Source organism: Streptomyces sp. NPDC048257 (assembly GCF_043201855.1).
Taxonomy (GTDB): Bacteria; Actinomycetota; Actinomycetes; order Streptomycetales; family Streptomycetaceae; genus Streptomyces.
In genome coordinates this window covers 153,491-175,971 of the sequence record NZ_JBICZI010000009.1, presented here as the reverse complement: position 1 = coordinate 175,971, position 22,481 = coordinate 153,491, and the positions used below count along the sequence as shown (strand labels likewise).

At 71.8% G+C, this 22,481-nt stretch carries 22 protein-coding genes; 9 read left to right on the top strand and 13 right to left on the bottom strand.

Annotated features, from left to right (window positions below; translation table 11 throughout):
• Positions 1-85 precede the first annotated feature (85 nt).
• The 3 genes from ACGFZK_RS20145 to ACGFZK_RS20135 form a co-directional block, all read right to left on the bottom strand.
• On the bottom strand, positions 86-901 hold the full coding sequence (locus ACGFZK_RS20145) for an enoyl-CoA hydratase/isomerase family protein (protein WP_393850219.1): 816 nt from the start codon (positions 899-901) through the stop codon (positions 86-88).
• Between the two features lie 24 nt (positions 902-925).
• Positions 926-2,095 carry an adenylate/guanylate cyclase domain-containing protein gene (locus tag ACGFZK_RS20140; RefSeq protein ID WP_393850218.1) on the bottom strand — a complete coding sequence of 390 codons (1,170 nt, stop codon included), beginning with the start codon at positions 2,093-2,095 and terminating at the stop codon, positions 926-928.
• Positions 2,096-2,301: 206 nt separating this feature from the next.
• Positions 2,302-3,168 carry a biotin--[acetyl-CoA-carboxylase] ligase gene (locus ACGFZK_RS20135; protein ID WP_393850217.1) on the bottom strand — a complete coding sequence of 289 codons (867 nt, stop codon included), beginning with the start codon at positions 3,166-3,168 and terminating at the stop codon, positions 2,302-2,304.
• Between the two features lie 131 nt (positions 3,169-3,299).
• Here ACGFZK_RS20135 and ACGFZK_RS20130 point away from each other — a divergent pair, with 131 nt between their 5' ends.
• The 4 genes from ACGFZK_RS20130 (at position 3,300) to ACGFZK_RS20115 (ending at position 6,011) form a co-directional block, all read left to right on the top strand.
• Positions 3,300-4,895 (top strand): acyl-CoA carboxylase subunit beta, encoded by a 1,596-nt coding sequence (locus ACGFZK_RS20130; protein ID WP_393850216.1) that lies wholly within the window; start codon positions 3,300-3,302, stop codon positions 4,893-4,895.
• A gap of 18 nt (positions 4,896-4,913) precedes the next feature.
• Positions 4,914-5,123 carry an acyl-CoA carboxylase epsilon subunit gene (locus ACGFZK_RS20125; RefSeq protein WP_393850215.1) on the top strand — a complete coding sequence of 70 codons (210 nt, stop codon included), beginning with the start codon at positions 4,914-4,916 and terminating at the stop codon, positions 5,121-5,123.
• An 80-nt stretch (positions 5,124-5,203) separates the two neighbouring features.
• Positions 5,204-5,338 carry a morphogenic membrane protein MmpB gene (gene mmpB, locus ACGFZK_RS20120; protein WP_257789492.1) on the top strand — a complete coding sequence of 45 codons (135 nt, stop codon included), beginning with the start codon at positions 5,204-5,206 and terminating at the stop codon, positions 5,336-5,338.
• 43 nt (positions 5,339-5,381) lie between these two features.
• Positions 5,382-6,011: a nucleoside triphosphate pyrophosphatase gene (locus ACGFZK_RS20115; RefSeq protein WP_393850214.1), complete on the top strand. Its 630-nt coding sequence runs from the start codon at positions 5,382-5,384 to the stop codon at positions 6,009-6,011.
• Here ACGFZK_RS20115 and ACGFZK_RS20110 read toward each other — a convergent pair.
• Complete coding sequence (locus tag ACGFZK_RS20110; RefSeq protein WP_393850213.1) at positions 5,992-6,468, bottom strand: hypothetical protein; 477 nt, start codon at positions 6,466-6,468, stop codon at positions 5,992-5,994. The two genes, ACGFZK_RS20115 and ACGFZK_RS20110, sit on opposite strands and share 20 nt — an antisense overlap.
• 105 nt (positions 6,469-6,573) lie before the next feature.
• The gene (locus ACGFZK_RS20105; RefSeq protein WP_393850212.1) at positions 6,574-6,837 is read right to left on the bottom strand and encodes a hypothetical protein; all 264 of its coding nucleotides are present in this window, start codon (positions 6,835-6,837) and stop codon (positions 6,574-6,576) included.
• 569 nt (positions 6,838-7,406) lie between these two features.
• Between ACGFZK_RS20105 and ACGFZK_RS20100 the strand changes: the two genes are divergently transcribed.
• Positions 7,407-9,170, top strand: coding sequence for an acetyl/propionyl/methylcrotonyl-CoA carboxylase subunit alpha (locus ACGFZK_RS20100; RefSeq protein ID WP_393850211.1), 1,764 nt, complete (start codon positions 7,407-7,409; stop codon positions 9,168-9,170).
• A 166-nt stretch (positions 9,171-9,336) separates the two neighbouring features.
• Here the strand turns inward: ACGFZK_RS20100 and ACGFZK_RS20095 are convergent, their stop codons facing one another.
• Positions 9,337-10,284 carry a DeoR/GlpR family DNA-binding transcription regulator gene (locus ACGFZK_RS20095; RefSeq protein ID WP_393850210.1) on the bottom strand — a complete coding sequence of 316 codons (948 nt, stop codon included), beginning with the start codon at positions 10,282-10,284 and terminating at the stop codon, positions 9,337-9,339.
• A gap of 175 nt (positions 10,285-10,459) precedes the next feature.
• Positions 10,460-11,899 carry an NAD(P)H-quinone dehydrogenase gene (locus tag ACGFZK_RS20090; protein ID WP_393850209.1) on the bottom strand — a complete coding sequence of 480 codons (1,440 nt, stop codon included), beginning with the start codon at positions 11,897-11,899 and terminating at the stop codon, positions 10,460-10,462.
• Positions 11,900-12,072: 173 nt separating this feature from the next.
• On the opposite strand from ACGFZK_RS20090, the gene ACGFZK_RS20085 reads away from it, so the two are divergent.
• From ACGFZK_RS20085 to ACGFZK_RS20075, 3 genes are all read left to right on the top strand, one after another.
• Positions 12,073-12,510, top strand: coding sequence for a gamma-glutamylcyclotransferase (locus tag ACGFZK_RS20085; RefSeq protein WP_030012228.1), 438 nt, complete (start codon positions 12,073-12,075; stop codon positions 12,508-12,510).
• Positions 12,511-12,686: 176 nt separating this feature from the next.
• Complete coding sequence (locus tag ACGFZK_RS20080) at positions 12,687-13,493, top strand: purine-nucleoside phosphorylase (protein WP_393850208.1); 807 nt, start codon at positions 12,687-12,689, stop codon at positions 13,491-13,493.
• Positions 13,494-13,521: 28 nt separating this feature from the next.
• Positions 13,522-15,174, top strand: a complete 1,653-nt coding sequence (locus ACGFZK_RS20075) for a phospho-sugar mutase (RefSeq protein ID WP_393850207.1) — start codon at positions 13,522-13,524, stop codon at positions 15,172-15,174.
• 323 nt (positions 15,175-15,497) lie between these two features.
• Here ACGFZK_RS20075 and ACGFZK_RS20070 read toward each other — a convergent pair whose 3' ends face one another.
• Genes ACGFZK_RS20070 through afsQ1 form a run of 3 tightly spaced genes read right to left on the bottom strand, consistent with a single transcriptional unit; the run spans position 15,498 to position 18,287 of the window.
• Entirely contained in the window at positions 15,498-16,133 is a 636-nt protein-coding gene (locus tag ACGFZK_RS20070; protein ID WP_393850310.1) for a hypothetical protein, read from the bottom strand.
• Positions 16,126-17,556 carry an ATP-binding protein gene (locus ACGFZK_RS20065; protein ID WP_393850309.1) on the bottom strand — a complete coding sequence of 477 codons (1,431 nt, stop codon included), beginning with the start codon at positions 17,554-17,556 and terminating at the stop codon, positions 16,126-16,128. Before ACGFZK_RS20065 ends, ACGFZK_RS20070 begins: the two co-directional genes overlap by 8 nt.
• Before the next feature lie 53 nt (positions 17,557-17,609).
• Positions 17,610-18,287, bottom strand: a complete 678-nt coding sequence (afsQ1, locus tag ACGFZK_RS20060) for a two-component system response regulator AfsQ1 (RefSeq protein ID WP_063754818.1) — start codon at positions 18,285-18,287, stop codon at positions 17,610-17,612.
• Between the two features lie 189 nt (positions 18,288-18,476).
• On the opposite strand from afsQ1, the gene ACGFZK_RS20055 reads away from it, so the two are divergent.
• Positions 18,477-19,175 (top strand): SigE family RNA polymerase sigma factor, encoded by a 699-nt coding sequence (locus ACGFZK_RS20055; RefSeq protein ID WP_393850206.1) that lies wholly within the window; start codon positions 18,477-18,479, stop codon positions 19,173-19,175.
• A gap of 152 nt (positions 19,176-19,327) precedes the next feature.
• Here the strand turns inward: ACGFZK_RS20055 and ACGFZK_RS20050 are convergent, their stop codons facing one another.
• From ACGFZK_RS20050 to pgsB, 3 genes are read right to left on the bottom strand one after another with little or no spacing between them, the layout of a single operon-like run.
• The gene (locus tag ACGFZK_RS20050) at positions 19,328-20,398 is read right to left on the bottom strand and encodes a C40 family peptidase (RefSeq protein WP_393850205.1); all 1,071 of its coding nucleotides are present in this window, start codon (positions 20,396-20,398) and stop codon (positions 19,328-19,330) included.
• Between the two features lie 41 nt (positions 20,399-20,439).
• A complete protein-coding gene (locus ACGFZK_RS20045; protein ID WP_030009641.1) occupies positions 20,440-20,922 on the bottom strand; it encodes a poly-gamma-glutamate biosynthesis protein PgsC/CapC in 483 nt (160 codons plus the stop codon).
• Positions 20,919-22,475 (bottom strand): poly-gamma-glutamate synthase PgsB, encoded by a 1,557-nt coding sequence (gene pgsB / locus ACGFZK_RS20040; RefSeq protein ID WP_393850204.1) that lies wholly within the window; start codon positions 22,473-22,475, stop codon positions 20,919-20,921. The genes ACGFZK_RS20045 and pgsB overlap by 4 nt, the downstream gene beginning before the upstream one ends.
• Positions 22,476-22,481 lie beyond the last annotated feature (6 nt).

Genomic DNA, 22,481 nt, shown 5'->3' with positions numbered 1-22,481 from the left:
TTTTGTCTGATTTGGTGACAATCGGCGCGACTTTCGGTGCCGTCAAGATCACCAAGGGTGGCCGGTGGAGGCGGTGCCCCGGGGTCTACTCCCCCGGCCAGTTCGGCTTGCGCTTCTCGTTGAACGCCGCCACGCCCTCCGCCCGGTCACCGGAGAAGGCCACCGTCCGCCAGGCCGCGTCCTCGATCTCCAGACCGGCCGCCAGGTCCATCCCGTGCCCCAGCCGCAGCGCCCGCTTGGCCGCCCGCAGACCCACCGGGGAGTTCGCCGCCATCCGGGACGCCAGCGCCAGTGCCTCGGCCGTGTCCTGGCCGGCCGCGACCACCGAGTCCACCAGGCCCAGGTACAGCGCCTCGGCCGCCTCCACCCGGCGCGCCGTGAAGATCAGCTCCGCGGCCCGCGCCGCACCCACCCGGCGCGGCAGCAGCTGCGTACCGCCGCCTCCGGGGATCACCCCGACCGACACCTCGGGCAGGCCGACCACCGCGGTCTCGTCGGCGACGATCACATCGCAGGCCAGGGCCAGCTCGAAGCCGCCGCCCAGCGCGAACCCGTGCACGGCCGCGACCGTCGGCATCGGCAGCTCCAGCACGCCCCCGTACGCCCCCCGCGTGGTCGGCCGCTGCCGCACCAGCTCGGCGTCCGAGAGCGAGTTGCGCTCCTTGAGGTCGGCCCCGACGCAGAAGGCCCGCTCCGCCGCGGAGGAGAGCACGACGACGCGTACGGAACGGTCGGCGGCCAGCGCGGCGCAGGCCGCGCCGATAGCGCGGGCCATCGCGGTCGACACCGCGTTCATCGCCTTGGGGCGGTCCAGGACCAGCTCGGCGACCCCGCCCTCGTGGCGGCGTACCGCCACGAACTCCGACTCGAACTGGGCCTCGGACTCGGACTCGGACGCCATTGGAACCCTCCCGGTTAACGAACGTTACCCGGGGATCTTAGGCTTCCGCCGCGTCAGCGACCAGGGCTCCACGACACCGAGCCCGCGCACCGGCCGCTGCCACATCGGCTGCAGGGCGAAGCGGTAGTTCGCACCCTCGTCGGGCGCCGTCTCCGCCTCCTTCTCGGACACCGGAGCGGCCCCGGTCCGGGCGAGCTCCTCGGCCATCGCCCCGTCCACCAGCACCGCGTCCTTGGGGGCTATCGACGTCAGCCGGCTGGCCAGGTTCACCGTGGTCCCGAAGACATCGCCCATCCGGGTGGTCACCGTGCCGAAGGCGATGCCGACCCGCAGCTCGGGCATCTGCGCGTCGAGCTCCATCGTCTCGATGAGCCGCAGCGCGATCTCCGCCGCGGTCGCCGCGTCGTCGGCGCAGTACAGCACCTCGTCACCGAGGGTCTTGATCAGCCGGCCGCCGTGCGCCGCCACCAGGTCCGCCGCGGTCGTCTCGAAGGACTCGACCAGCTCGCCGAGCTCCTCCTCCTCCAGCCGCCGCGTCAGACGGGTGAAGCCCACCAGGTCGGCGAAGCCCACCGCGAGCCGCCGGTCGACCATCTCGTCGTCGTCGGCCACCTGCACCACGCGCCCGGTCGCGGCCGCCAGCTGGCGCCGCCACACGTAGACGAGGAACTCCTCCAGCTCGGGCAGCAGCAGCTCCACCAGCGGGTACGTGACCTCCGTACGGGTCATGCCCGGCTCCGGCGGCTCCGTCAGCCCCTCCAGGAAAGAGTCGATCTGCCACTCCGCCAGCCGGGCGGTGGTCTGCCCGGTGGACCGCGCCACCTGCACGGCCATCGGCTCGGACAGCAGCCCGGCCTCCACCAGGCCGGCCAGCCGGCGCAGGGCCAGCACGTCGGCCTCGGTCAGCGCCCGGGCCTGGCCGATGTCGGCGAAGCCCATGGCCCGCCAGAAGCGCGAGGCCAGCTCCATGGACACGCCCGCGCTCCGGGCCGCCTGGAACGGGGTGTACCGGCGCTCGGCACCGAGGATCAGCTGCTCCAGCCGGATGGCCAGGGGATCCGCCGTCGGCTGGACCGTGTGATCCACCTCGTGGTGCGGAGTGTGCTGGTCACGGCCGATCGGGGTGCCCGGGCCGGACGCGGAGCCGCCGCCTGCGGCTGCGGACGCGCCGGACGTAGGGTCGTCGACGGTCAAGGGCCGCCTCCTGTCCATTCCGTGCGCACTGCCCTGCGAACCGGTTGATCACCACGAGCACCGGGATCGCCTAAACCATACGGCAGGTGTGCCGTAGCTCACTCCCCGCTCCCCACTTCAGGGCCGCCCGCGACCGGGGTGCGGGGTCCGGGGCCCGGCCCGCGGGCGGCGCCCCCGGGCCGGGCCGCTCCCGGCCCGGGCCCGCGTCAGTGCACGGAACGCAGGTGGATGACGTCGCCCGCGCCCACCGCCTCGTGCTGTCCCTCGGCCGTACGGATCACCAGGCGGCCATCGGTGTCCACCGCTTCGGCCGTTCCGGTGAGGGTGCGCCCGCCCGGGAGCTCCGCGCGGACGTGCCGGCCGAGGGTCGCGCAGCCGGCCGCGTAGGTCTCCTGGAGGCCGCTGGCCGCGGGGTCGCCACCGGCCGCGCGCCACCTCCCGTACCAGTCCTCCAGGGACCGCAGGACGGCCCGCAGCAGCGGGTCGCGGTCGGTCACGGAGGCCTTGGCCAGCGCCAGCGAGCCCGCCGCGGGTACCGGCAGCTCGTCCTCGGTCAGGGAGACGTTGAGCCCGATCCCGACGATCACGCCGTCCTCGACCCGCTCGGCGAGGATCCCGCCGGTCTTGCGCTCCTCCCCGTCCACGCTGACCAGCAGGTCGTTGGGCCACTTGAGGGCGGTGTCCACGCCCGCCGCCCTGGACAGCCCGGTCGCGGTGGCCACCCCGGCCAGCAGGGTCAGCCACCCCCACTGCTCCTGCGGCACGGCGTCACCCGGCTTGAACAGGACCGAGAAGAACAGCCCGGACCGGGCGGGCGCGACCCAGCTCCGGTCGAGCCGCCCCCGCCCCGCGCTCTGCTCCTCGGCGACGAGCACGGCCCCCTCGGGCAGCCGCGCCGCCCGGGTGGCAAGGTCGGTATTGGTGGACCCGGTGCTGCCGACGACCTCCAGGGAGGTCCACAGCCCCCCGTCGACGACCACGGCCCGCTGGAGGGCGGCGGCATTCAGGGGCGGCCGGTCAAGGTTGGACCAACGACCGGCGGAAGCACCTGCTGAGGCATCTGATGGCGTCATGCAACCCAGATTAGGTGTGTCAAACGCCGCACTGCCGAGCGCCATGCCCGCCGATACGCTACGCACCAGTAGCCAGCAGTAGTCAATCAATTGACCAGGCAGTTGACACCACGCAGGGAGCCGCGACCCCGATGTCACATCCGTCAGAGCCGATCGACATGCACACCACCGCGGGCAAGATCGCGGATCTGCAGCGCCGCATCGACGAAGCCACCCACGCCGGATCCTCGCGTGCCGTGGAGAAGCAGCACGCCAAGGGCAAGCTGACGGCGCGTGAGCGGGTGGCCCTGCTGCTGGACGAAGGGTCCTTCGTCGAGCTGGACGAGTTCGCCCGGCACCGCTCCACCAACTTCGGGCTGGAGAAGACCCGCCCCTACGGCGACGGCGTCGTCACCGGCTACGGAACGGTGGACGGCCGCCCGGTGGCCGTGTTCTCCCAGGACTTCACCGTCTTCGGCGGAGCCCTCGGCGAGGTCTACGGGCAGAAGATCATGAAGGTCATGGACTTCGCGCTGAAGACCGGCTGCCCGCTCGTCGGCATCAACGACTCCGGCGGCGCCCGTATCCAGGAGGGCGTCAGCGCGCTCGGCATGTACGGCGAGATCTTCCGCCGCAACGTCCACGCCTCCGGCGTGATCCCGCAGATCAGCCTGGTCGTCGGGCCCTGCGCGGGCGGCGCCGTGTACTCCCCCGCCATCACCGACTTCACGGTCATGGTCGACCAGACCTCGCACATGTTCATCACCGGCCCGGACGTCATCAAGACGGTCACCGGCGAGGACGTCGGCTTCGAGGAGCTGGGCGGGGCGCGCACGCACAACAGCACGTCCGGCGTCGCACACCACATGGCGGGCGACGAGAAGGACGCCATCGAGTACGTGAAGTCGCTGCTCGCGTACCTGCCGTCGAACAACCTCTCCGAGCCGCCCGCCTTCCCGGAGGACGCGGACACCGAGGTCTCCGACACCGACCGCGAGCTCGACGTCCTCATCCCGGACAGTGCGAACCAGCCGTACGACATGCACACCGTGATCGAGCACGTGCTCGACGACGCGGAGTTCCTGGAGACGCAGTCGCTCTTCGCGCCGAACATCCTGACCGGTTTCGGCCGGGTCGAGGGCCACCCGGTGGGTGTCGTCGCCAACCAGCCGATGCAGTTCGCCGGCTGCCTGGACATCGACGCCTCCGAGAAGGCGGCGCGGTTCGTGCGGACCTGTGACGCCTTCAACGTCCCGGTCCTGACCTTCGTGGACGTCCCGGGCTTCCTGCCGGGCACCGACCAGGAGTACAACGGAATCATCCGGCGCGGCGCGAAGCTGATCTACGCGTACGCCGAGGCCACCGTGCCGCTGATCACCGTCATCACCCGCAAGGCCTTCGGCGGCGCGTACGACGTCATGGGCTCCAAGCACCTCGGCGCGGACCTGAACCTGGCCTGGCCGACCGCGCAGATCGCCGTCATGGGCGCGCAGGGCGCGGTCAACATCCTGCACCGCCGCACCATCGAGGAGGCGAGGGACGCCGGCGAAGCCGAGGAGACCCGGGCCCGGCTCATCACCGAGTACGAGGACGCGCTGCTCAACCCGTACACGGCGGCCGAGCGCGGGTACATCGACGCGGTGACCATGCCGTCCGAGACCCGGGCGCACGTGGTGAAGGGGCTGCGGCAGCTGCGCACCAAGCGGGAGTCCCTGCCGCCGAAGAAGCACGGCAACATCCCGCTCTAGCCCGTCCAGGAGGACTCTGTGGTGATCAAGGTCGTCAAGGGCAACCCGACCCCGGAGGAGCTGGCCGCCGCACTGGCGGTGGTCCAGGCGCGCGCGGCGGCGCTGGCCATGGCGCCGCCGGGCGCGCCCCCGGTCGCGGACGAGTGGTCGGCGCCGGCCCGGGTGGCGCGGCGGCGGGTGCCGTATCCGGGGCCGCGGGCGTGGGGGCGTACGTACTGGCCCGGGTAGCCGAATTGATGTGAACGGACGGTGGCGCCTGAGTACGGGTACTCAGGCGCCACACCCCTTCCCGGGGACAGGATCGGGACATGCTCTGGTCCGACCCGAAGAACGAGCCGCCCAAGGACATGCGCGACGCACAGGCGATGATCCGGCGGCTGAGCCTGGTGCTCGCCCTCGCCATGCTCGTGGTGGTCTACGTCCTGGGCGTGGGCCACTTCTAGGCCGTGTCCGGGGGTGCCGGCCACGGCGGGCGCCGCACCTACGATGGCCACCATGACTGCCACACCTGAGCCCGCGACCGGGCGCAAGCTCGTCCTCGCCTCCGCCTCCCCCGCCCGGCTGAACCTGCTGCGGCAGGCCGGGCTCGCCCCGCACGTGATCGTCAGCGGTTTCGACGAGGACACGCTGAACCACGACGAGCCGGCCGCCCTGGCGCTGGCACTGGCCGAGGCGAAGGCGGCCGTCGTGGCGGGCCTGGAGGAGGCCGCGGGCGCGCTGGTGATCGGCTGCGACTCGGTGCTGGAGCTGGACGGCGAGGCGCTGGGCAAGCCGGCGGACGCCGACGAGGCCACCGCACGCTGGAAGTCGATGCGCGGGCGGGCCGGCGTCCTGCGCACCGGGCACTGTGTGATCGACACGGTGGACGGCCGTCAGGTCTCGGCGACGGCGTCCACGACGGTCCGGTTCGGTGAGCCGACGGACGCGGAGGTGGCGGCGTACGTGGCGAGCGGGGAGCCGCTGCACGTGGCGGGGGCGTTCACCCTGGACGGGCTGTCGGCGCCGTTCATCGACGGCATCGACGGGGATCACGGCAACGTCATCGGCCTGTCGCTGCCGCTGCTGCGTTCCCTGCTGGGCGAACTGGACGTGTCCATCACGGACTTGTGGGCTTGAGCTCCCCGTACGGCGGCGGTGGCGGCAGCGGCGGCGCGTCCCCGCCGGTGTCGCCCTCGCCGCCGGGCCGGGCGGCGTAGAGCGTCAGGATCAGTACGAGGAGACACAGGATCAGCATCATCGTCGCGAAGGCGGCCCAGCCGACGAGGACGACGGCGAGGATGCCGAGGACCCCGTGGGCGACGGCTCCGCTGATGAGCACGATGCGGCCGAAGCGGTTCGGGGAGCGGTCGCGGATCGCGGTGACGGCGGCGAGCACGGCGCACAGGACGAGGAAGGCGCCCATGCCGGCGCCCATCCCGTAGGTCGCCTTGGACATGACATCCGGATCGCTGCCCGCGATGGACATCGACTGGTTCGCCGTGGTCCGGCCCAGCACGATGTGGACGAGCACGAGTACCGCCGCTTCCGCGACGAGCACGATCGCGGCCAGTCCGGCCACGAGTCTTCGCAGCACGACGCCCCCACCCCCCACGTGTCACAAGCCTGTTCGACGCCTGGAGGCTACTAACGGGTAGCCCGGCGGGCAAGACATCCGCACCCCCTGGTTCCCGGGCGCCCCCTACGGCCCGCACCGCAGCCGGTCCACCCGGTGGACGCCGTCGTGGCGGCTCGTCCCCCCTGCCGCCGGCCCGGCCCGGGCCGGGGGCGCCTGCCCGTGGACGGGGCTGGTCCAGCCGTCCAGCAGGTCCTGCGCGATCTCCTCGGGGTCGGTCAGCAGCCGCCCGTCCACGGCGGAAGGGGAACCGCCCTTCGTGGTGACGAACTCGCTGATCGCGTCGAATCGGGTGGGAACGAGCCCGGGGAAGAAGAGCGCCAAGGCCATTGCCTCGTCCTTGTCTCGCAGTCGTCCCCAGGACGCCGTGGAGCTCGCCCGGGTTGTCAGCTCGCCGGTAACCGGGCCCGTACCACCGGTGGGTCGTCGAGAGGACCGTGTCCTGGCTCGTCGGCTGATGCGCGGCGGCCGGAGCCGGGGCCCGGAGCTGCACGAGGACAGCGCCCCCGTCCCGTCGGGGATCCGGCCGGGTACAGGCAATGCCGGGCTGCCGACACCGCTGTGGGTACGGTGTTGTCCCGGTTGGCCCCGCGGGACGACTGGGCTACCAATCAGTAAACAAGTGGACAACTCCTCTCACGACCGCAAAGAAAATGTGGGCCGTTCGTAGGGACTCGACAAAGAATCACCCGGGGCCGCTGACCGGGGGGACAGAGACCTTGGATACATGACGGGGTTACTGTGCAGTCGGGGATCCCCCTGACCTGGGGCGCCACAAGGGTTCTCCGGCGGATCGACCCTCGCATCACACTCTGTGTGGGCAAGGTCACCACCGGGGAAGGGTCGAAAGGCCGTGTGGGCTGTCCCTAAACTCAGCTTGTTTCAAGGAGGGAGCCATCGTGCGCAAGGTGCTCATCGCCAACCGTGGCGAAATCGCTGTCCGCGTTGCTCGGGCCTGCCGGGACGCCGGGATCGCGAGCGTAGCCGTCTACGCCGATCCGGACCGGGACGCTCTGCACGTCCGCGCGGCCGACGAAGCTTTCGCGTTGGGCGGTGACACCCCGGCCGCCAGTTACCTGGACATCTCCAAGGTCCTCCAGGCCGCAGCCGACTCCGGTGCGGACGCCATCCATCCCGGATACGGCTTCCTCTCCGAGAACGCCGACTTCGCCCAGGCCGTGATCGACGCCGGCCTGACCTGGATCGGCCCGCCGCCGCAGGCCATCCGTGACCTCGGCGACAAGGTGGCCGCCCGTCACATCGCCCAGCGCGCCGGTGCGCCGCTGGTCGCCGGCACACCGGACCCGGTCTCCGGGGCCGACGAGGTCGTCGCCTTCGCCAAGGAGCACGGCCTGCCGATCGCCATCAAGGCCGCCTTCGGTGGTGGCGGTCGCGGTCTGAAGGTCGCCCGCAACCTCGAAGAGGTACCCGAGCTCTACGAGTCCGCCGTCCGCGAGGCCGTCGCCGCCTTCGGCCGCGGCGAGTGCTTCGTCGAGCGCTACCTCGACAAGCCCCGCCACGTCGAGACCCAGTGCCTGGCCGACTCGCACGGCAACGTCGTCGTCGTGTCGACCCGTGACTGCTCCCTCCAGCGCCGCCACCAGAAGCTCGTGGAGGAGGCTCCGGCGCCGTTCCTGAGCGAGGCTCAGAACGCGGAGCTGTACGCCGCTTCCAAGGCCATCCTGAAGGAAGCCGGCTACGTCGGCGCCGGCACCGTCGAGTTCCTCGTCTCCGCCGACGGCCTGATCTCCTTCCTGGAGGTCAACACCCGCCTGCAGGTCGAGCACCCGGTCACCGAAGAGGTATCCGGCATCGACCTGGTCCGCGAGATGTTCCGCATCGCCGACGGCGAGGAGCTCGGCTACGGCGACCCGGTCCTGCGCGGTCACTCCATCGAGTTCCGCATCAACGGCGAGGACCCGGGCCGCGGCTTCCTGCCGGCTCCCGGCACGGTGACGAAGTTCGCCGCGCCGTCGGGCCCGGGCGTCCGCCTCGACGCGGGCGTCGAGTCCGGCTCCGTGATCGGCCCGGCCTGGGACTCCCTCCTGGCCAAGCTGATCGTCACCGGCGCCACCCGCGAGCAGGCCCTCCAGCGCGCGGCCCGCGCGCTCGCCGAGTTCGAGATCGAGGGCATGGCCACCGCCATCCCCTTCCACCGTGCGGTCGTCGTCGACCCGGCGTTCGCCCCCACGGACGGCAACCCGTTCACCGTCTACACCCGGTGGATCGAGACCGAGTTCGTCAACGAGATCCCGGCGTTCACGGCCCCGGCCGCGGAGGACACCGAGGACGAGCCGGGCCGCGAGACGGTGGTCGTCGAGGTCGGCGGCAAGCGCCTCGAGGTCTCGCTCCCGTCGTCCCTGGGCATGACCCTGGCCCGCACGGCCGCGGCGGGCGGCGCGAAGCCGAAGCGCCGCGCGGCCAAGAAGTCCGGCCCGGCCGCCTCCGGCGACGCCCTGGCATCCCCGATGCAGGGCACGATCGTCAAGGTCGCGGTCGAGGAGGGCCAGCAGGTCAACGAGGGCGACCTGGTCGTCGTCCTGGAGGCCATGAAGATGGAGCAGCCCCTCAACGCGCACCGCTCCGGCACGATCGTCGGCCTCACGGCCGAGGTCGGCGCGTCGGTCACCTCGGGCGCGACGATCTGCGAGATCAAGGACTGATGTCCGTAGCGCCTCAAACGCCGGCGGGGCCGAACCTCAGCCCCGCCGGCGTTTGCAGCACACCAAACCCAGCCCCGCCGGCACGTGAGGCGCACCAAACCCAGCCCCGCCGGCGCTTGAGGCGCGGGGGTCTGGGGGCGGCGCCCCCAGCAGCGGCCCGCAGCGGCTAGCGCCGCCGCATGTCGGCCACCCGTGCCCGCTCCGCCTGAGGCTCCAGCATCCCGCCGGCCGCACTGCGCAACTGCGCCGTCGGGCCGCCCCGCCTCTGCACCGGCAGCGGTGACTCCCGACGCGGCCGGCGGCCGACCATGCCGTCCCCGCCGGAGGCCACCGCGCCACCGGCCACGGTGATCTGCACGCCCTGGTCCGCCAGCGCCTGCAGCTCCGTACCCGCCCGGTCGTCGTGCGGCGGCGGCTCGTCCGTGACCAGCCGCGTCATCACGTCCGTCGGCACGGTCTGGAACATGGTGTCGGTCCCGAGCTTCGTGTGGTCGGCCAGTACCACCACCTCCGCCGCGGCCTGCACCAGCGCGCGGTCCACGCTGGCGGACAGCATGTTGGACGTGGACAGCCCGCGCTCGGCGGTCAGACCACTGCCCGAGAGGAAGGCCCGGGACACCCGCAGCCCCTGGAGGGACTGCTCGGCTCCGCTGCCCACGAGGGCGTAGTTGGACCCGCGCAGGGTGCCGCCGGTCATGACCACCTCCACCCGGTTCGCATGGGCCAGCGCCTGGGCGACGAGCAGCGAGTTGGTGACGACGGTCAGTCCGGGCACACGGGCGAGCCGGCGGGCCAGCTCCTGCGTCGTGGTGCCCGCGCCGACGACGACGGCCTCGCCCTCTTCGACGAGGCCGGCCGCGACATCGGCAATGGCGGTCTTCTCCGCCGTCGCGAGATGGGACTTTTGCGGAAAGCCGGACTCCCGCGTGAATCCGCCCGGCAAGACCGCACCGCCGTGTCGGCGGTCGAGGAGTCCTTCTGCCTCCAGTGCCCGCACGTCCCGCCGTACGGTCACTTCGGAGGTCTGGACGACGCGGGCGAGCTCCCGGAGCGATACCGCTCCGTTGGCCCGCACCATTTCGAGGATCAATTGGCGACGTTCTGCAGCGAACACGAAACTGACAGTAACCCCAACGACCGTCTGCTTTCAGCTCTTTACGCCGGAATACCGAAGTTGTCCATAAGGCGGGGCGACTAGTGGTATACGCGACCCGAGAGTTGCGTGAACATCTGGCCACGGAATCGCGCCCCGCCCCAAACCCCCTACGGTGTGCGGCGGTTAGCGGGGATCACGCCTCCCCGGCGGCCTTCCGCGTGTGCAGCTGGCGGGCCACCTCGGCGATCGAGCCCGACAGCGAGGGGTACACGGTGAACGCGTTTGCGATCTGCTCGACCGTCAGGTTGTTGTCGACCGCGATCGAGATCGGGTGGATCAGCTCGCTCGCGCGCGGGGAGACGACCACACCGCCGACGACGATCCCGGTGCCCGGGCGGCAGAACATCTTCACGAAGCCGTCCCGGATGCCCTGCATCTTGGCGCGCGGGTTGCGCAGCAGCGGGAGCTTCACCACTCGGGCGTCGATCTTGCCGGCGTCCACGTCCGCCTGGGTGTAGCCGACGGTGGCGATCTCGGGGTCGGTGAAGACGTTCGAGGACACCGTCTTCAGGTTCAGCGGGGCCACCGCGTCACCGAGGAAGTGGTACATCGCGATGCGTCCCTGCATCGCCGCGACCGACGCGAGCGCGAAGACGCCGGTGACGTCACCGGCGGCGTACACGCCGGGTGCGGAGGTGCGCGAGACCTTGTCGGTCCAGATGTGCCCGGAGTCCTTGAGCCGGACCCCGGACTCCTCCAGGTTCATGTTCCGGGTGTTCGGGATCGCGCCGACCGCCATCAGGCAGTGCGTTCCGGTCAGCACGCGGCCGTCGGAGAGGGTCACCTCGACCCGGTCGCCCACCCGCTTGGCCGATTCGGCCCGGGAGCGTCCGACGACGTTCATACCGCGGCGCCGGAAGACGTCCTCCAGCACGGCGGCCGCGTCCGGGTCCTCACCGGGCAGCACGCGGTCGCGGGAGGACACGAGGGTCACCCGGGACCCGAGGGCCTGGTACGCGCCGGCGAACTCGGCGCCGGTCACACCGGAGCCGACCACGATGAGCTCCTCGGGGAGCTCGTCGAGGTCGTAGACCTGGGTCCAGTTCAGGATCCGCTCGCCGTCGGGCATGGCGTCGGGGATCTCGCGGGGGGTGCCGCCGGTCGCGATCAGCACGGCGTCCGCGGTCAGGATCGTCTCGGACCCGTCGGCGGCGGTGACGATGACGTCCCGCGTGCCGTCGATGCCCTGGGGCCCGCCGAGCTTGGCGCGGCCGCGCACCACCCGGGCGCCGGCCCGGGTGACGGAGGCGGTGATGTCGTGCGACTGGGCGAGCGCGAGGCGCTTGACGCGCCGGTTCACCTTGCCGAGGTCCACGCCGACGACGCGCGCGGCCTGCTCGATGTGCGGGGTGTCGTCCGCGACGACGATGCCGAGCTCCTCGTACGAGGAGTCGAAGGTCGTCATCACCTCGGCGGTCGCGATCAGAGTCTTGGAGGGTACGCAGTCGGTCAGCACCGATGCCCCGCCCAGACCGTCGCAGTCGACGACGGTCACCTCCGCGCCGAGCTGGGCCCCCACCAGGGCTGCCTCATACCCGCCGGGTCCGCCGCCGATGATCACGATCCGGGTCACGAAAAGTCCGCCTCACGTCTACCCGGCCGGCTGCCGCCCCGGCCGGTGTTCCGGGGGGTCTCCCCGGGGGATGCATTCCGTGCCCCATTGTCCCGCACGGTTCAAGGTGCTTCGCGCCCGGTCCCGCCATCCGGGCACGCGTGCACCGGTACCCCTCCCGTACCCTCGACCTCATGTCGCTCTACGCCGCGTACGCCGGCAACCTCGACCCGCGGCTGATGACGCGCCGCGCTCCGCATTCGCCGCTGCGCGGCACGGGCTGGATCAACGACTGGCGGCTGACCTTCGGCGGCGAGCAGATGGGGTGGGAGGGCGCTCTCGCCACGATCGTGGAAGCCCCGCGCCACCAGGTCTTCGTCGCCCTGTACGACATCGCTCCGCTGGACGAGGACTCGATGGACCGCTGGGAGGGTGTCGGTCTCGACATCTACCGCCGGATGCGCGTGCGCGTGCACACGCTGGATGGCGAGGAGGCGGCCTGGGTGTACGTCCTGAACGGCTACGAGGGCGGTCTGCCCTCCGCGCGCTACCTCGGCGAGATCGCCGACGCCGCCGAGTCGGCGGGCGCTCCGCACGACTACGTGATGGAAATCCGCAAGCGCCCCTGCTGAGTCCCGCCCCCGGCCCCGCCGGCGTCCGAGGCGCGGGCTCCGAAGCGGAGCCCCGGTCCTTCTCCGCCCCCGCCACCCCCACGGGGACGATTCGGCGGAAACGACAAGGCAACGATCCGAACACCGTGAGCTGTGCCATCTACGCGCGTAGGCCCGAAGGAGTTACGCTCGTCCGCGTGAACGCATCTGTTACCGACCCCTTCGCCGCCGCCGACGCCGCAGCCGCCCGCCTGCGTGAGCTGACCGGTGTGGACTCCCACGATGTCGCCCTCGTCATGGGCTCCGGCTGGGCCCCCGCCGCAGAGGCGCTCGGCGCCCCCGAGACCGAGTTCCTGGTCACCGAGCTGCCCGGCTTCCCGCCCGCCGCAGTCGAGGGCCACGGCGGCAAGATCCGCTCGTACAAGATCGGCGACAAGCGCGCCCTGGTCTTCCTCGGCCGGACCCACTACTACGAGGGCCGCGGCGTCGCCGCCGTCGCCCACGGCGTGCGCACCGCCGTCGCCGCCGGCTGCAAGACCGTCGTGCTGACCAACGGCTGTGGTGGCCTGCGCGAGGGCATGAAGCCCGGCCAGCCCGTCCTGATCAGCGACCACCTCAACCTGACGGCCACCTCGCCGATCGTCGGCGCGAACTTCGTGGACCTCACCGACCTGTACTCGCCGCGCCTGCGCACGATGTGCAAGGAGATCGACGCGACCCTCGAAGAGGGCGTCTACGTGCAGTTCCCCGGCCCGCACTACGAGACCCCGGCCGAGATCAACATGATCCGCGTCATGGGCGCCGACCTGGTCGGCATGTCCACCGTGCTGGAGGCCATCGCCGCCCGCGAGGCCGGCGCCGAGGTGCTCGGCATCTCGCTGGTCACCAACCTGGCCGCGGGCCTGTCCGGCGAGCCGCTGAACCACGAAGAGGTCCTCCAGGCCGGCCGCGACTCGGCCGCCCGCATGGGCACGCTGCTGACGCAGGTCCTCGCCCGCATCTGATCGACGTACGAAAGGTAAGGCGGAAGCAGTGCAGGCACAGGCACAGGACGACCTGATCACCCGGGCGCAGGCCTGGCTGGCCGAGGACCCGGACCCGGAGACGGCCGCGGAACTGGCCGCGCTCCTCGAGTCGGGCGACGCCACGGAGCTCGCGGACCGTTTCTCGGGCACCCTGCAGTTCGGCACCGCCGGACTGCGCGGTGAGATCGGCGCGGGCCCGATGCGGATGAACCGCGGCGTGGTCATCCGGGCCGCGGCGGGCCTCGCGGCCTACCTGAAGGCCCGGGGCCACGACGGCGGCCTCGTCGTCGTCGGCTACGACGCCCGCTACAAGTCGGCGGACTTCGCCCGCGACACCGCGGCCGTCATGACCGGCGCCGGGCTGCGCGCGGCCCTCCTGCCCCGCCCCCTGCCGACGCCCGTCCTCGCGTACGCGATAAGGCACCTCGGCGCCGTCGCCGGCGTCGAGGTGACCGCGAGCCACAATCCTCCCCGGGACAACGGCTACAAGGTCTACCTCGGCGACGGCTCGCAGATCGTCTCCCCGGCCGACACCGAGATCGCGGCGCAGATCGCGGCGGTCGAGAAGCTGTCCGACGTACCGCGCCCGGAGGCGGGCTGGCAGGAGCTCGGCGACGAGGTCCTGGAGGCCTACCTGGCGCGTACGGACGCCGTCCTGACCCCCGGTTCCCCGCGGGGCGCACGGACCGTCTACACGGCCATGCACGGCGTCGGCAAGGACGTCGTGATGGCGGCCTTCGCCCGGCACGGCTTCCCCGAGCCGGTGCTCGTCGCCGAGCAGGCCGAGCCCGACCCGGCCTTCCCGACCGTGGCGTTCCCGAACCCGGAGGAGCCGGGCGCGATGGACCTGGCCTTCGCGAAGGCCGCCGAGGTCCAGCCCGACATCGTGATCGCCAACGACCCGGACGCGGACCGCTGCGCCGTGGCCGTCCCCGCCGGCGACGGCTGGCGGATGCTGCGCGGCGACGAGGTCGGCGCGCTGCTCGCCGCCCATCTGGTCCACAAGGGCGCCACGGGTGTCTTCGCCGAGTCCATCGTCTCCTCCAGCCTCCTGGGCCGGATCGCGGAGGCGGCGGGCGTCGGTTACGAGGAGACCCTGACGGGCTTCAAGTGGATCGCCCGGGTCGAGGGCCTGCGCTACGGCTACGAGGAGGCGCTCGGCTACTGCGTGGACCCCGAGGGCGTCCGCGACAAGGACGGCGTCACCGCCGCCCTGCTGGTGGCGGAACTGGCCTCGGTGCTCAAGGAGCAGGGCCGCACCCTGACCGACCTGCTGGACGACCTGGCGATGGCCCACGGCCTGCACGCCACCGACCAGCTGTCGGTGCGGGTCTCGGACCTGTCGATCATCGCCGACGCGATGGCGGCGCTGCGCGCGCAGCCGCCGGTGTCGCTGGCGGGTCTGCGGGTGGTCTCGGCGGAGGACCTGGCCGAGGGCACGGAGACCCTGCCGCCCACGGACGGCCTGCGCTACTACCTGGACGGCACGTACAAGGCCCGGGTCATCGCCCGCCCGTCGGGCACCGAGCCCAAGCTGAAGTGCTACCTGGAGGTCGTGGTCCCGGTGGCCGAGGCCTCCGACCTGGCCCCGGCCCGCGTCCGCGGCCAGGAGGTCCTGGACGCGATCAAGAAGGACCTCTCCGCGGCCATGGGCATCTGATCCCTCCGGCGCCCCTCGCGCGCCCCGGACCCAGGGGCCCCACCGGCTTCGCGCCGCGGACTTTGTCCGTCGGGCGCGGTGCCGGGGCTTCGGCCCCCTGCCCGGCCCGGTCCCGCCCCGTCCGGCGTGACCGGGCCCTCGCATGTCCGGCCCCGCCCCATCCAGCCCGCCGGCGTTCGAGGCGCTCTGCCAGCCCCCTCGGCGCTCAGGCGCTTCCTTCAGCCCCGCGGCGTTCGAGGCGCTCTGTCAGCCTCGCCGGCCTGTGAGGCGCGGGGTCCGGGGGCGGCGCCCCCGGCAACGGCGCCGAGCGTGCCCACGGGGCGTCAGGAAGGGCCCGGGCTGGGCGTCGGACGGGCGATCTCGCCCAGCGTCGGCACCGACTCCGGCCGCGACCGCACCGCGTCCGTGCACTCCCACGCCCGCGGCGGATCCGCATCCGGGCCGCCCAGGATCACCGGGCCCGGCCCCGCCTTCAGGGCTTCGCTGCCCGCCAGCGTGCACACGATCTGCGAGAGCGCCACCGGCGGCAGGTCCTCCGGCTTGCGGCTCAACCGCACCGTGCCCGCCGGGTCACCCGCCCTCGGCGTCCCCGCCGACAGCCCGACCGGGACCTCGCTCGTGAAGCCCGCGTCCCGCTCCTCCGTGCTCGGCGTCCGTTCCAGCGCCTCGAGCAGCGCCTGCGCGACCATCGCCGACGGGTCCCGTACGGGCTTCTTCTCGGGCACCGGAACCACTCGCTCCACGCCCACCAGCTGCGACCCGCAGACCAGTTCCACCGTGGCCCGGAAGCCCTGCACCCCGCTCGGCTGTGCCTGCGTGTCACACGACACGCGCGACGGCGCCGCGCCCACGTCCACCGGCACGGTCGTCGCCCGGATCCCGCAGGCCGACGTCGCGAGCAGCGCGACGCCGATGAGCGGGACCAGCACCGCCGGTACCACCGGCAGCGCCCTACGCATCCGCGTCACCCTCGATCACCTTCCCCACGTCCACCGGCAGCCGCAGCGTGAACAGCGCCCCGCCGCCCGGCACATTGGCGGCGGTGATGTCGCCGCCGTGGATGTGCGCGTTCTCCACGGCGATCGACAGGCCGAGCCCGCTGCCGTCCGACTTCGGCCGCGACGCGCTCGCCTTGTAGAACCGGTCGAAGACGTGCGGCAGGACCTCCTCGGGAATGCCCGGACCGTTGTCCTGCACCGCGATCACCAGCCACTCCCCCTCCACCGTCGCCGACACCCGCACCGGCGAGCCGCCGTGCTTGAGCGCGTTGCCGATCAGGTTGGCGAGGATGACGTCGAGGCGGCGCGGGTCGAGCCGGGCCACGATGCCCCGCTCGGCGTCGAGTTCGACCGCGTCGAGCCAGGCCCGTGCGTCGATGCAGGCCGTGACCTGGTCGGCGACGTTCACGTCGTCCAGCACCAGCTTGGCCGTCCCCGCGTCGAAGCGGGTGACCTCCATCAGGTTCTCCACGAGGTTGTTGAGGCGGCGCGTCTCGCTGACGACCAGCGCCACGGCCGGTGCGATCATCGGATCGAGGTTGTCGACCTCCTCCTCCAGCACCTCCGCCACCGCGGTCAACGCGGTCAGCGGCGTCCGCAGCTCGTGGGACATGTCCGCGACGAAGCGCCGGCTCGACTCCTCCCGCGCGCTCATGTCGGCGACCTTCTTCTCCAGCGCCTCGGCCGTCTTGTTGAAGGTGTGCGACAGGTCGGCGAGTTCGTCCGTGCCCGACACGTCGAGGCGGTGGTCCAGCTCGCCCTCGCCGAGCCGCCGCGCCGCGTCCCCGAGCCGCTGCACGGGCTTGAGCACCGTACGGGCCGCGGCCTGCGCCAGCAGCGCGGAGCCGAGCAGCGCGAGACCGGTGGCGATGGTCAGCGACCAGCCGAGCGCGTTGAGGTCGTCGCGCTCCTGCGCGAGCGACTTGTACATGTAGCCGGTGGGCCCGCCGCCCACGATCCGCGTCCCGCCGACCAGGTACGGGTTGCCGCGCGGCTTCGTCCGCTGCCAGTACATGTGGTACTCGGCGTCGTTCGCGGCGGTCGTCTTCTGCCGGTCGTTCACCGCGTTCTGCAGGGACTTCGGTACGTTGGCCAGCCCGAAGGAGTCGGGGCCCGCCGCGCCGAAGACCTGCCGGTTGTCCTTGCCCACCTGCACCAGCAGCACGCTGTAGCCGGGGCTGCTGCCCGCCATCAGCTCGGCGGTGCGCTGCAGCTCCTCCGCGGTGGGGTCGGCGGGCAGCGCGGCGGCCCGGTTCTGCATCTCCTGCCGGAAGTCACCGAGGGCCGCGTCCTGGACGCGGGTGAGGACGGCCTCCCGGTTGAGCCAGTACGCGATGCCCGAGGCCGAGACCGCGGCCGTCAGCGCGACCAGGCAGAAGACCATGAGGAGCCGCAGCCGCAGGCTGGTCCAGCGCCGGCCCGCGAGCAACGACCGGATCACTGCGGGGAGTCCAGGCGGTAGCCGACGCCCCGGACGGTCCGGATCAGGGTGGGCGAGGACGGCACGTCCTCGACCTTGGCGCGCAGCCGCTGTACGCAGGCGTCGACGAGCCGGGAGTCACCGAGGTAGTCGTGCTCCCAGACCAGCCGCAGCAGCTGCTGGCGCGACAGCGCCTGCCCTGGCCGGCGGCTCAGTTCGAGCAGCAGCCGCAGCTCGGTCGGCGTGAGCTGGAGGTCCTCGCCGTTCTTCGTCACCGTCATGGCGGCCCGGTCGATGACCAGGGAGCCGAAGCTCGCCGAATCGCTCGACTCGCGCTCGCCGCGGCGCAGCACGGCCCGGATGCGGGCGTCGAGGACCCGGCCCTGGACGGGCTTGACCACGTAGTCGTCGGCGCCCGACTCCAGGCCGACGACCACGTCGATGTCATCGCTGCGCGCGGTGAGCAGGATGATCGGCAGTTGGTCGGTGCGGCGGATCCTCCGGCACACCTCGAAACCGTCGATACCGGGCAGCATCACGTCCAGCACGATCAGGTCCGGCCGCTGCTCGCGCAGCAGTTTCAGGCCGTCCTCGCCCGTCGCCGCGGTGGCCACACGGTGGCCCTGGCGGGACAGGGAGAGTTCGAGGGCCGTGCGGATGGCGTCGTCGTCCTCGATCAGCAACAGGAAAGGCACGGGCTCATTCTGTCCCATCGGCAGTCGGGAGTTCGACCGTCGGGCCGCGCGATCCTGTCCGCGTCCTGTCAGAAGTCGCTGTGACAGGGCTGTGACAGTCGACGGACACCCCGGTTAAGTCGGCGGGGCAATCTTCTAATCAACGCACTACGGACCGAAGCAGACACACTCCACGACGGGGGGCGCGAGATGAACACGCTGCACAGCACCACGACCAGCGCGGTTGTCACGCGGCTGCACGATGTGAACCGCCGGGCGGGTGTCCGTACGGTGGCGGTCGCCCGTCCCCGGCCGGCCCACGTCGTAGCCATTGACGCAAACCAGTACCAGGCGGTTCCCGCCACCGAGCAGACGCCCTCCTCCACCTCGGAGGCGGAGTTCACGGCGTACGTCCAGGAGCGGCGGGCCGCCCTGTACGCGACGGCCTTCCACCTCACCGGCGACCGTTACGAAGCCGAGGACCTGCTGCAGAGCGCGCTGTTCTCCACGTACCGCGCCTGGGACCGGATCAGCGACAAGGCGGCCGTCGGCGGCTATCTGCGCCGAACGATGACCAACCTGCACATCAGCGCGTGGCGCCGGCGGAAGCTGAACGAGTACCCGACCGAGGAACTGCCGGAGACGGCCTCCGACACGGACGCGATGCGCGGCACGGAACTGCGCGCGGTCCTGTGGCAGGCGCTGACCCGCATCCCGGAGCCGCAGCGCACCATGCTGGTGCTCCGTTACTACGAGGGCCGCACGGACCCGGAGATCGCGGAGATCCTCGGCATCAGCGTCGGCACGGTGAAGTCGAGCATCTGGCGCTCGCTGCGCCGCCTGCGGGAGGACGAGGCGCTGAGCTTCGGCCGTGACGAGGCGGAGTCCTTCGGGGAGCTCGTCGCGTAACGGGCACACGAAAGCCATCGGGCCAGGGGGCCCGTCCTACGGGGGTGGGACGGGGGCCGCGGGGGGAAAAGGCGGGATCAAGCGGCCGGGGGTCCGCCTGATCCCGCCTTTTCACATGTCCGGTGCGCCTGCGCGCCCCGCGGGACGGCCGGTCAGAGGCGCTTGGCGCTGCGCAGGGCGGCGGCGTAGTAGCCGTTGCCGTCGATGCGGGAGGCGCCGCCCTTGTCGCCGATGGTGGGGCCGTTGGCCTCTTCGCGGCTCGATATGAAGATCTTGTGCCCGTCGGTGTCGTTGCCGAGGTACATGCCGGCGTGGTCCAGACGCTCGCCGGTGCGCCCGTCGAGCTTGAAGAACACCAGGTCGCCCGGCTGGAGGACGTCGACGGAGGCCGGCCGGTCCTGCGGGCCGACGCCCTTGAGGGCCAGGATGTCCACGCCGGCCTTCGAGCGGGCCATTCCGTTGGCGGTGCGCGGCAGTCCGTTGCCGCCCGTGTCGGAGGCCATCAGCGGGAAGCGGCCGCGGTAGCCGAAGACCGTGCGGATGAAGCCGGAGCAGTCCAGGGCCCGGTGCTTGGCCTTCTCCGGCTGTTCCGTGGTGCCGTTGCGGAAGGTGTACGGGGTGCCGAGGTAGTCGTAGAAGTCCGACTGCTCCAGGCGCAGGTCGTTGCCCGCGGAGCCGTTCGGGTTGAGCGGCCCGAAGGCCGCGTCGCCCGCGTACTGGACGCCGTTCGCGTCCTTCTTGACCGGTGCCTGGTCCCCGTACTGGAAGGCGATGGCGAAGAGGTCGTCCTCCTCGCTCCCGTAGTACTTCTTGAACCAGTCCTGGAACCACTGCTCGCGTTCCGCGCCGCTGCGCCAGCTCTCCGGCAGCAGGCGGACCCAGCTGTCGGTGACGACTCGGGTCCGGGTGGTGGCCGGCTCGGAGAAGGTACGGCTCTTGCCGGTGAGCGACGCGGTGCGCGCGCCGTCCGTGAAGGTGGCGAGGACGGCGCCGTCCGCGCCCCGCAGGACCGAGCGCTCCGGGTTCTTCAACCGCTCCCATTTCCGGGCGCCCTCCTGGCCGCCGCCGGTCTGCGCCTGGTCGGTGACGCGCAGCACCGCCGGGGCCTTGGCCTGCTCCTCCTTGCGCAGCTCGTAGGTGAAGTACGCGCTGCCGGCCAGCAGGAGCGCCACGACGACGGCGTGCAGGACGGGGCGGGTGCGGCGGGCGGGCTTGGCGGTCATCGGTGTGCTCCGGGCGGTGCGGGTGATCGGGCTGGCGTCGGTCAGGCGTGCGGCATGAAGCCGAGCAGGATGCCCGAGGTCAGGACGACGTACGTCATGAGGGTCGCGGACCCGGTGGCGAGCAGTGTGGCGCCCTTGGGCTGGCGGACGAGCTGGTAGGCGATCAGTCCGGGGACGATGAAGCCGAGGGTCTGGTTCGCGTACAGCAGGGGGAACTTCATCTGGAGCACGATCACCACCGTGGCCTGGAGGAGCACACCGATGAGGACGACGGCCGCGAACAGGCGCTTGCCGTAGAGGATGACGAACTTCTGGGTGACGAGGGTGAGCGCGTACGTCAGGGCGGTGATGCCGACGACGAGCGCCGCGCGCTGCAGGTCCTCGATGAGGGTGAGCGCGAGCCAGCCGGGGGTGATCATGCCGCCGGGCGAGAGGTTCGTCGTCAGGTAGCACAGCAGGGAGAACAGCAGGCCCAGCGCGATGCCGATCGCGGCGATCTCGGGGGTGAGGACTGCGGGGATCAACGGGGGTCTCCTGGGCTCTGCCACTGCGGATTCGGGTGGGGCTCGTACGGGTGGGGCGGCCAGGGCTGCTCGTGCGGCTGCTGCTGCGGGTGGGGCCCCTGGGGCCGCTGCCCCTCCGGCTGCCGCGGGTACGGGCCCTGCCCCTCGTACGGCGGTCGGCCCTGGGGGGTGGGCAGAGGGTGCTGCTGGGGCACGTGGACGTACTGCCTCGGCACGGGGGGCTGCCCGAACCGGGCCTCCTGCGCGGCGGTGAGGTCGGCGTACGGGTCGAGGTGCGGGACGTACAGCGGCTGCGCGGGGGCGGCCTGCCGGGGTACGGCGGGCCCGCGGTCCGGGGCCACCCGGTGGGGCTCCTCCCGGTCGGGCTCGTCCTCGAAGCCGGGGAGTTCCGCCAGGTGTTCCAGGAGGATCTCGCCCTGGCCGTGGATGTTGCCGATGGCGACCAGCGAGGAGCTCTCGCCCAGGTGGCCGAGGAGCTCGTTCATGAACTCCTCACCGTCGCGCTGGTCGCCGCCGAGGTCGACGGCGCGCCCGCGCCAATCGGCCGGGATCGCGTCGATGGCGCTCTTGGCCGGGTGCCCGATCACGAAGACCTTGTCGGGCATCAGGTCCGGGACGATCGCGCCCATCTGGCCGTTTCGCTCGACGCGGTCCGGGCGGCAGTTGATCACGACGTTGAGGGGGCGGTCGACGGCGCCGAGGTCGAGGAGCTGGTTGATGTTCATCAGCGTCGACTCGGGGTCGTTCGCGGCGAAGACGTTGGCGAAGCGCACCCGCTTGCCGCCGGGAGCCACGTACCGCTCGACGGAGAGCACGCCGGGGTCCGGCGGGGCGTCGTACATCCCCTGGAGGGCGGTCTCGCGGTCGACGCCGAGGAGGTCGGCGACGGTGAGCGCGATGGCGACGTTCTCCTTGAAGGTGAACCAGCTGAAGCCCCGCAGCTCCTCGTCGCTGACCGTGTCGGGGTCGGCGTAGACGAGCGTGCAGTTCCTCGCGTCGGCCTCCTCCTGGAGCACGTGGAAGCGCTCCTTCTCGGCGGTGACGCAGATTCCGCCGTGCGGCATCGAGCGCGACAGGGAGCGCGCGATGTCGTCGAGGGTGGGTCCCATCTCGGCGACGTGGTCCTCGCGGACGTTGCACAGCACGCCGATGGTCGACTGGATCAGCTTCGACTGGTTGATCTCCTGAAGTGCGGGCATGACCGCCATGCACTCCATGACCAGTGCGTGCGGCCGGTAGGCGGCGGCGCGCCGGACGATGCCGATCTGTTCGACGACGTTGGCGATGCCGAACTTCCGGTAGACGGGCTCCTCGGTGGCGTCCGGGTGGATGAAGCGGGCCGCGGTGCCCGTCGTCTTGGCGACCGTCACCAGCCCGCCGCCGCGCAGGGCTCCCGCGCACAGCCGGGTGATGGAGCTCTTGCCGCGGATGCCGTTGACCAGCACCCGGTTCGGTATGTGCGCGAGGTTGGCGTAGTGCCGGCGCTGCTCGACGACGCCCGCGACGAGCATGGCCAGGCAGCAGAAGAGCAGCACGCAGTAGAGGAAGAGCACGGTGGA

What these genes read in the sequence shown, in the direction of transcription:
- ACGFZK_RS20115 (WP_393850214.1), top strand. Translation starts at nt 5,382, where the DNA reads ATGGCCACCATGACTGCCACACCTGAGCCCGCGACCGGGCGCAAGCTC.
- ACGFZK_RS20050 (WP_393850205.1), bottom strand. Translation starts at nt 20,398, where the DNA reads ATGACCGCCAAGCCCGCCCGCCGCACCCGCCCCGTCCTGCACGCCGTC.
- ACGFZK_RS20065 (WP_393850309.1), bottom strand. Translation starts at nt 17,556, where the DNA reads ATGGTCTTCTGCCTGGTCGCGCTGACGGCCGCGGTCTCGGCCTCGGGC.
- ACGFZK_RS20085 (WP_030012228.1), top strand. Translation starts at nt 12,073, where the DNA reads ATGTCGCTCTACGCCGCGTACGCCGGCAACCTCGACCCGCGGCTGATG.
- ACGFZK_RS20055 (WP_393850206.1), top strand. Translation starts at nt 18,477, where the DNA reads ATGAACACGCTGCACAGCACCACGACCAGCGCGGTTGTCACGCGGCTG.
- ACGFZK_RS20105 (WP_393850212.1), bottom strand. Translation starts at nt 6,837, where the DNA reads ATGGCCTTGGCGCTCTTCTTCCCCGGGCTCGTTCCCACCCGATTCGAC.
- ACGFZK_RS20130 (WP_393850216.1), top strand. Translation starts at nt 3,300, where the DNA reads ATGTCACATCCGTCAGAGCCGATCGACATGCACACCACCGCGGGCAAG.
- ACGFZK_RS20135 (WP_393850217.1), bottom strand. Translation starts at nt 3,168, where the DNA reads ATGACGCCATCAGATGCCTCAGCAGGTGCTTCCGCCGGTCGTTGGTCC.
- mmpB (WP_257789492.1), top strand. Translation starts at nt 5,204, where the DNA reads ATGCTCTGGTCCGACCCGAAGAACGAGCCGCCCAAGGACATGCGCGAC.
- ACGFZK_RS20070 (WP_393850310.1), bottom strand. Translation starts at nt 16,133, where the DNA reads ATGCGTAGGGCGCTGCCGGTGGTACCGGCGGTGCTGGTCCCGCTCATC.
- ACGFZK_RS20145 (WP_393850219.1), bottom strand. Translation starts at nt 901, where the DNA reads ATGGCGTCCGAGTCCGAGTCCGAGGCCCAGTTCGAGTCGGAGTTCGTG.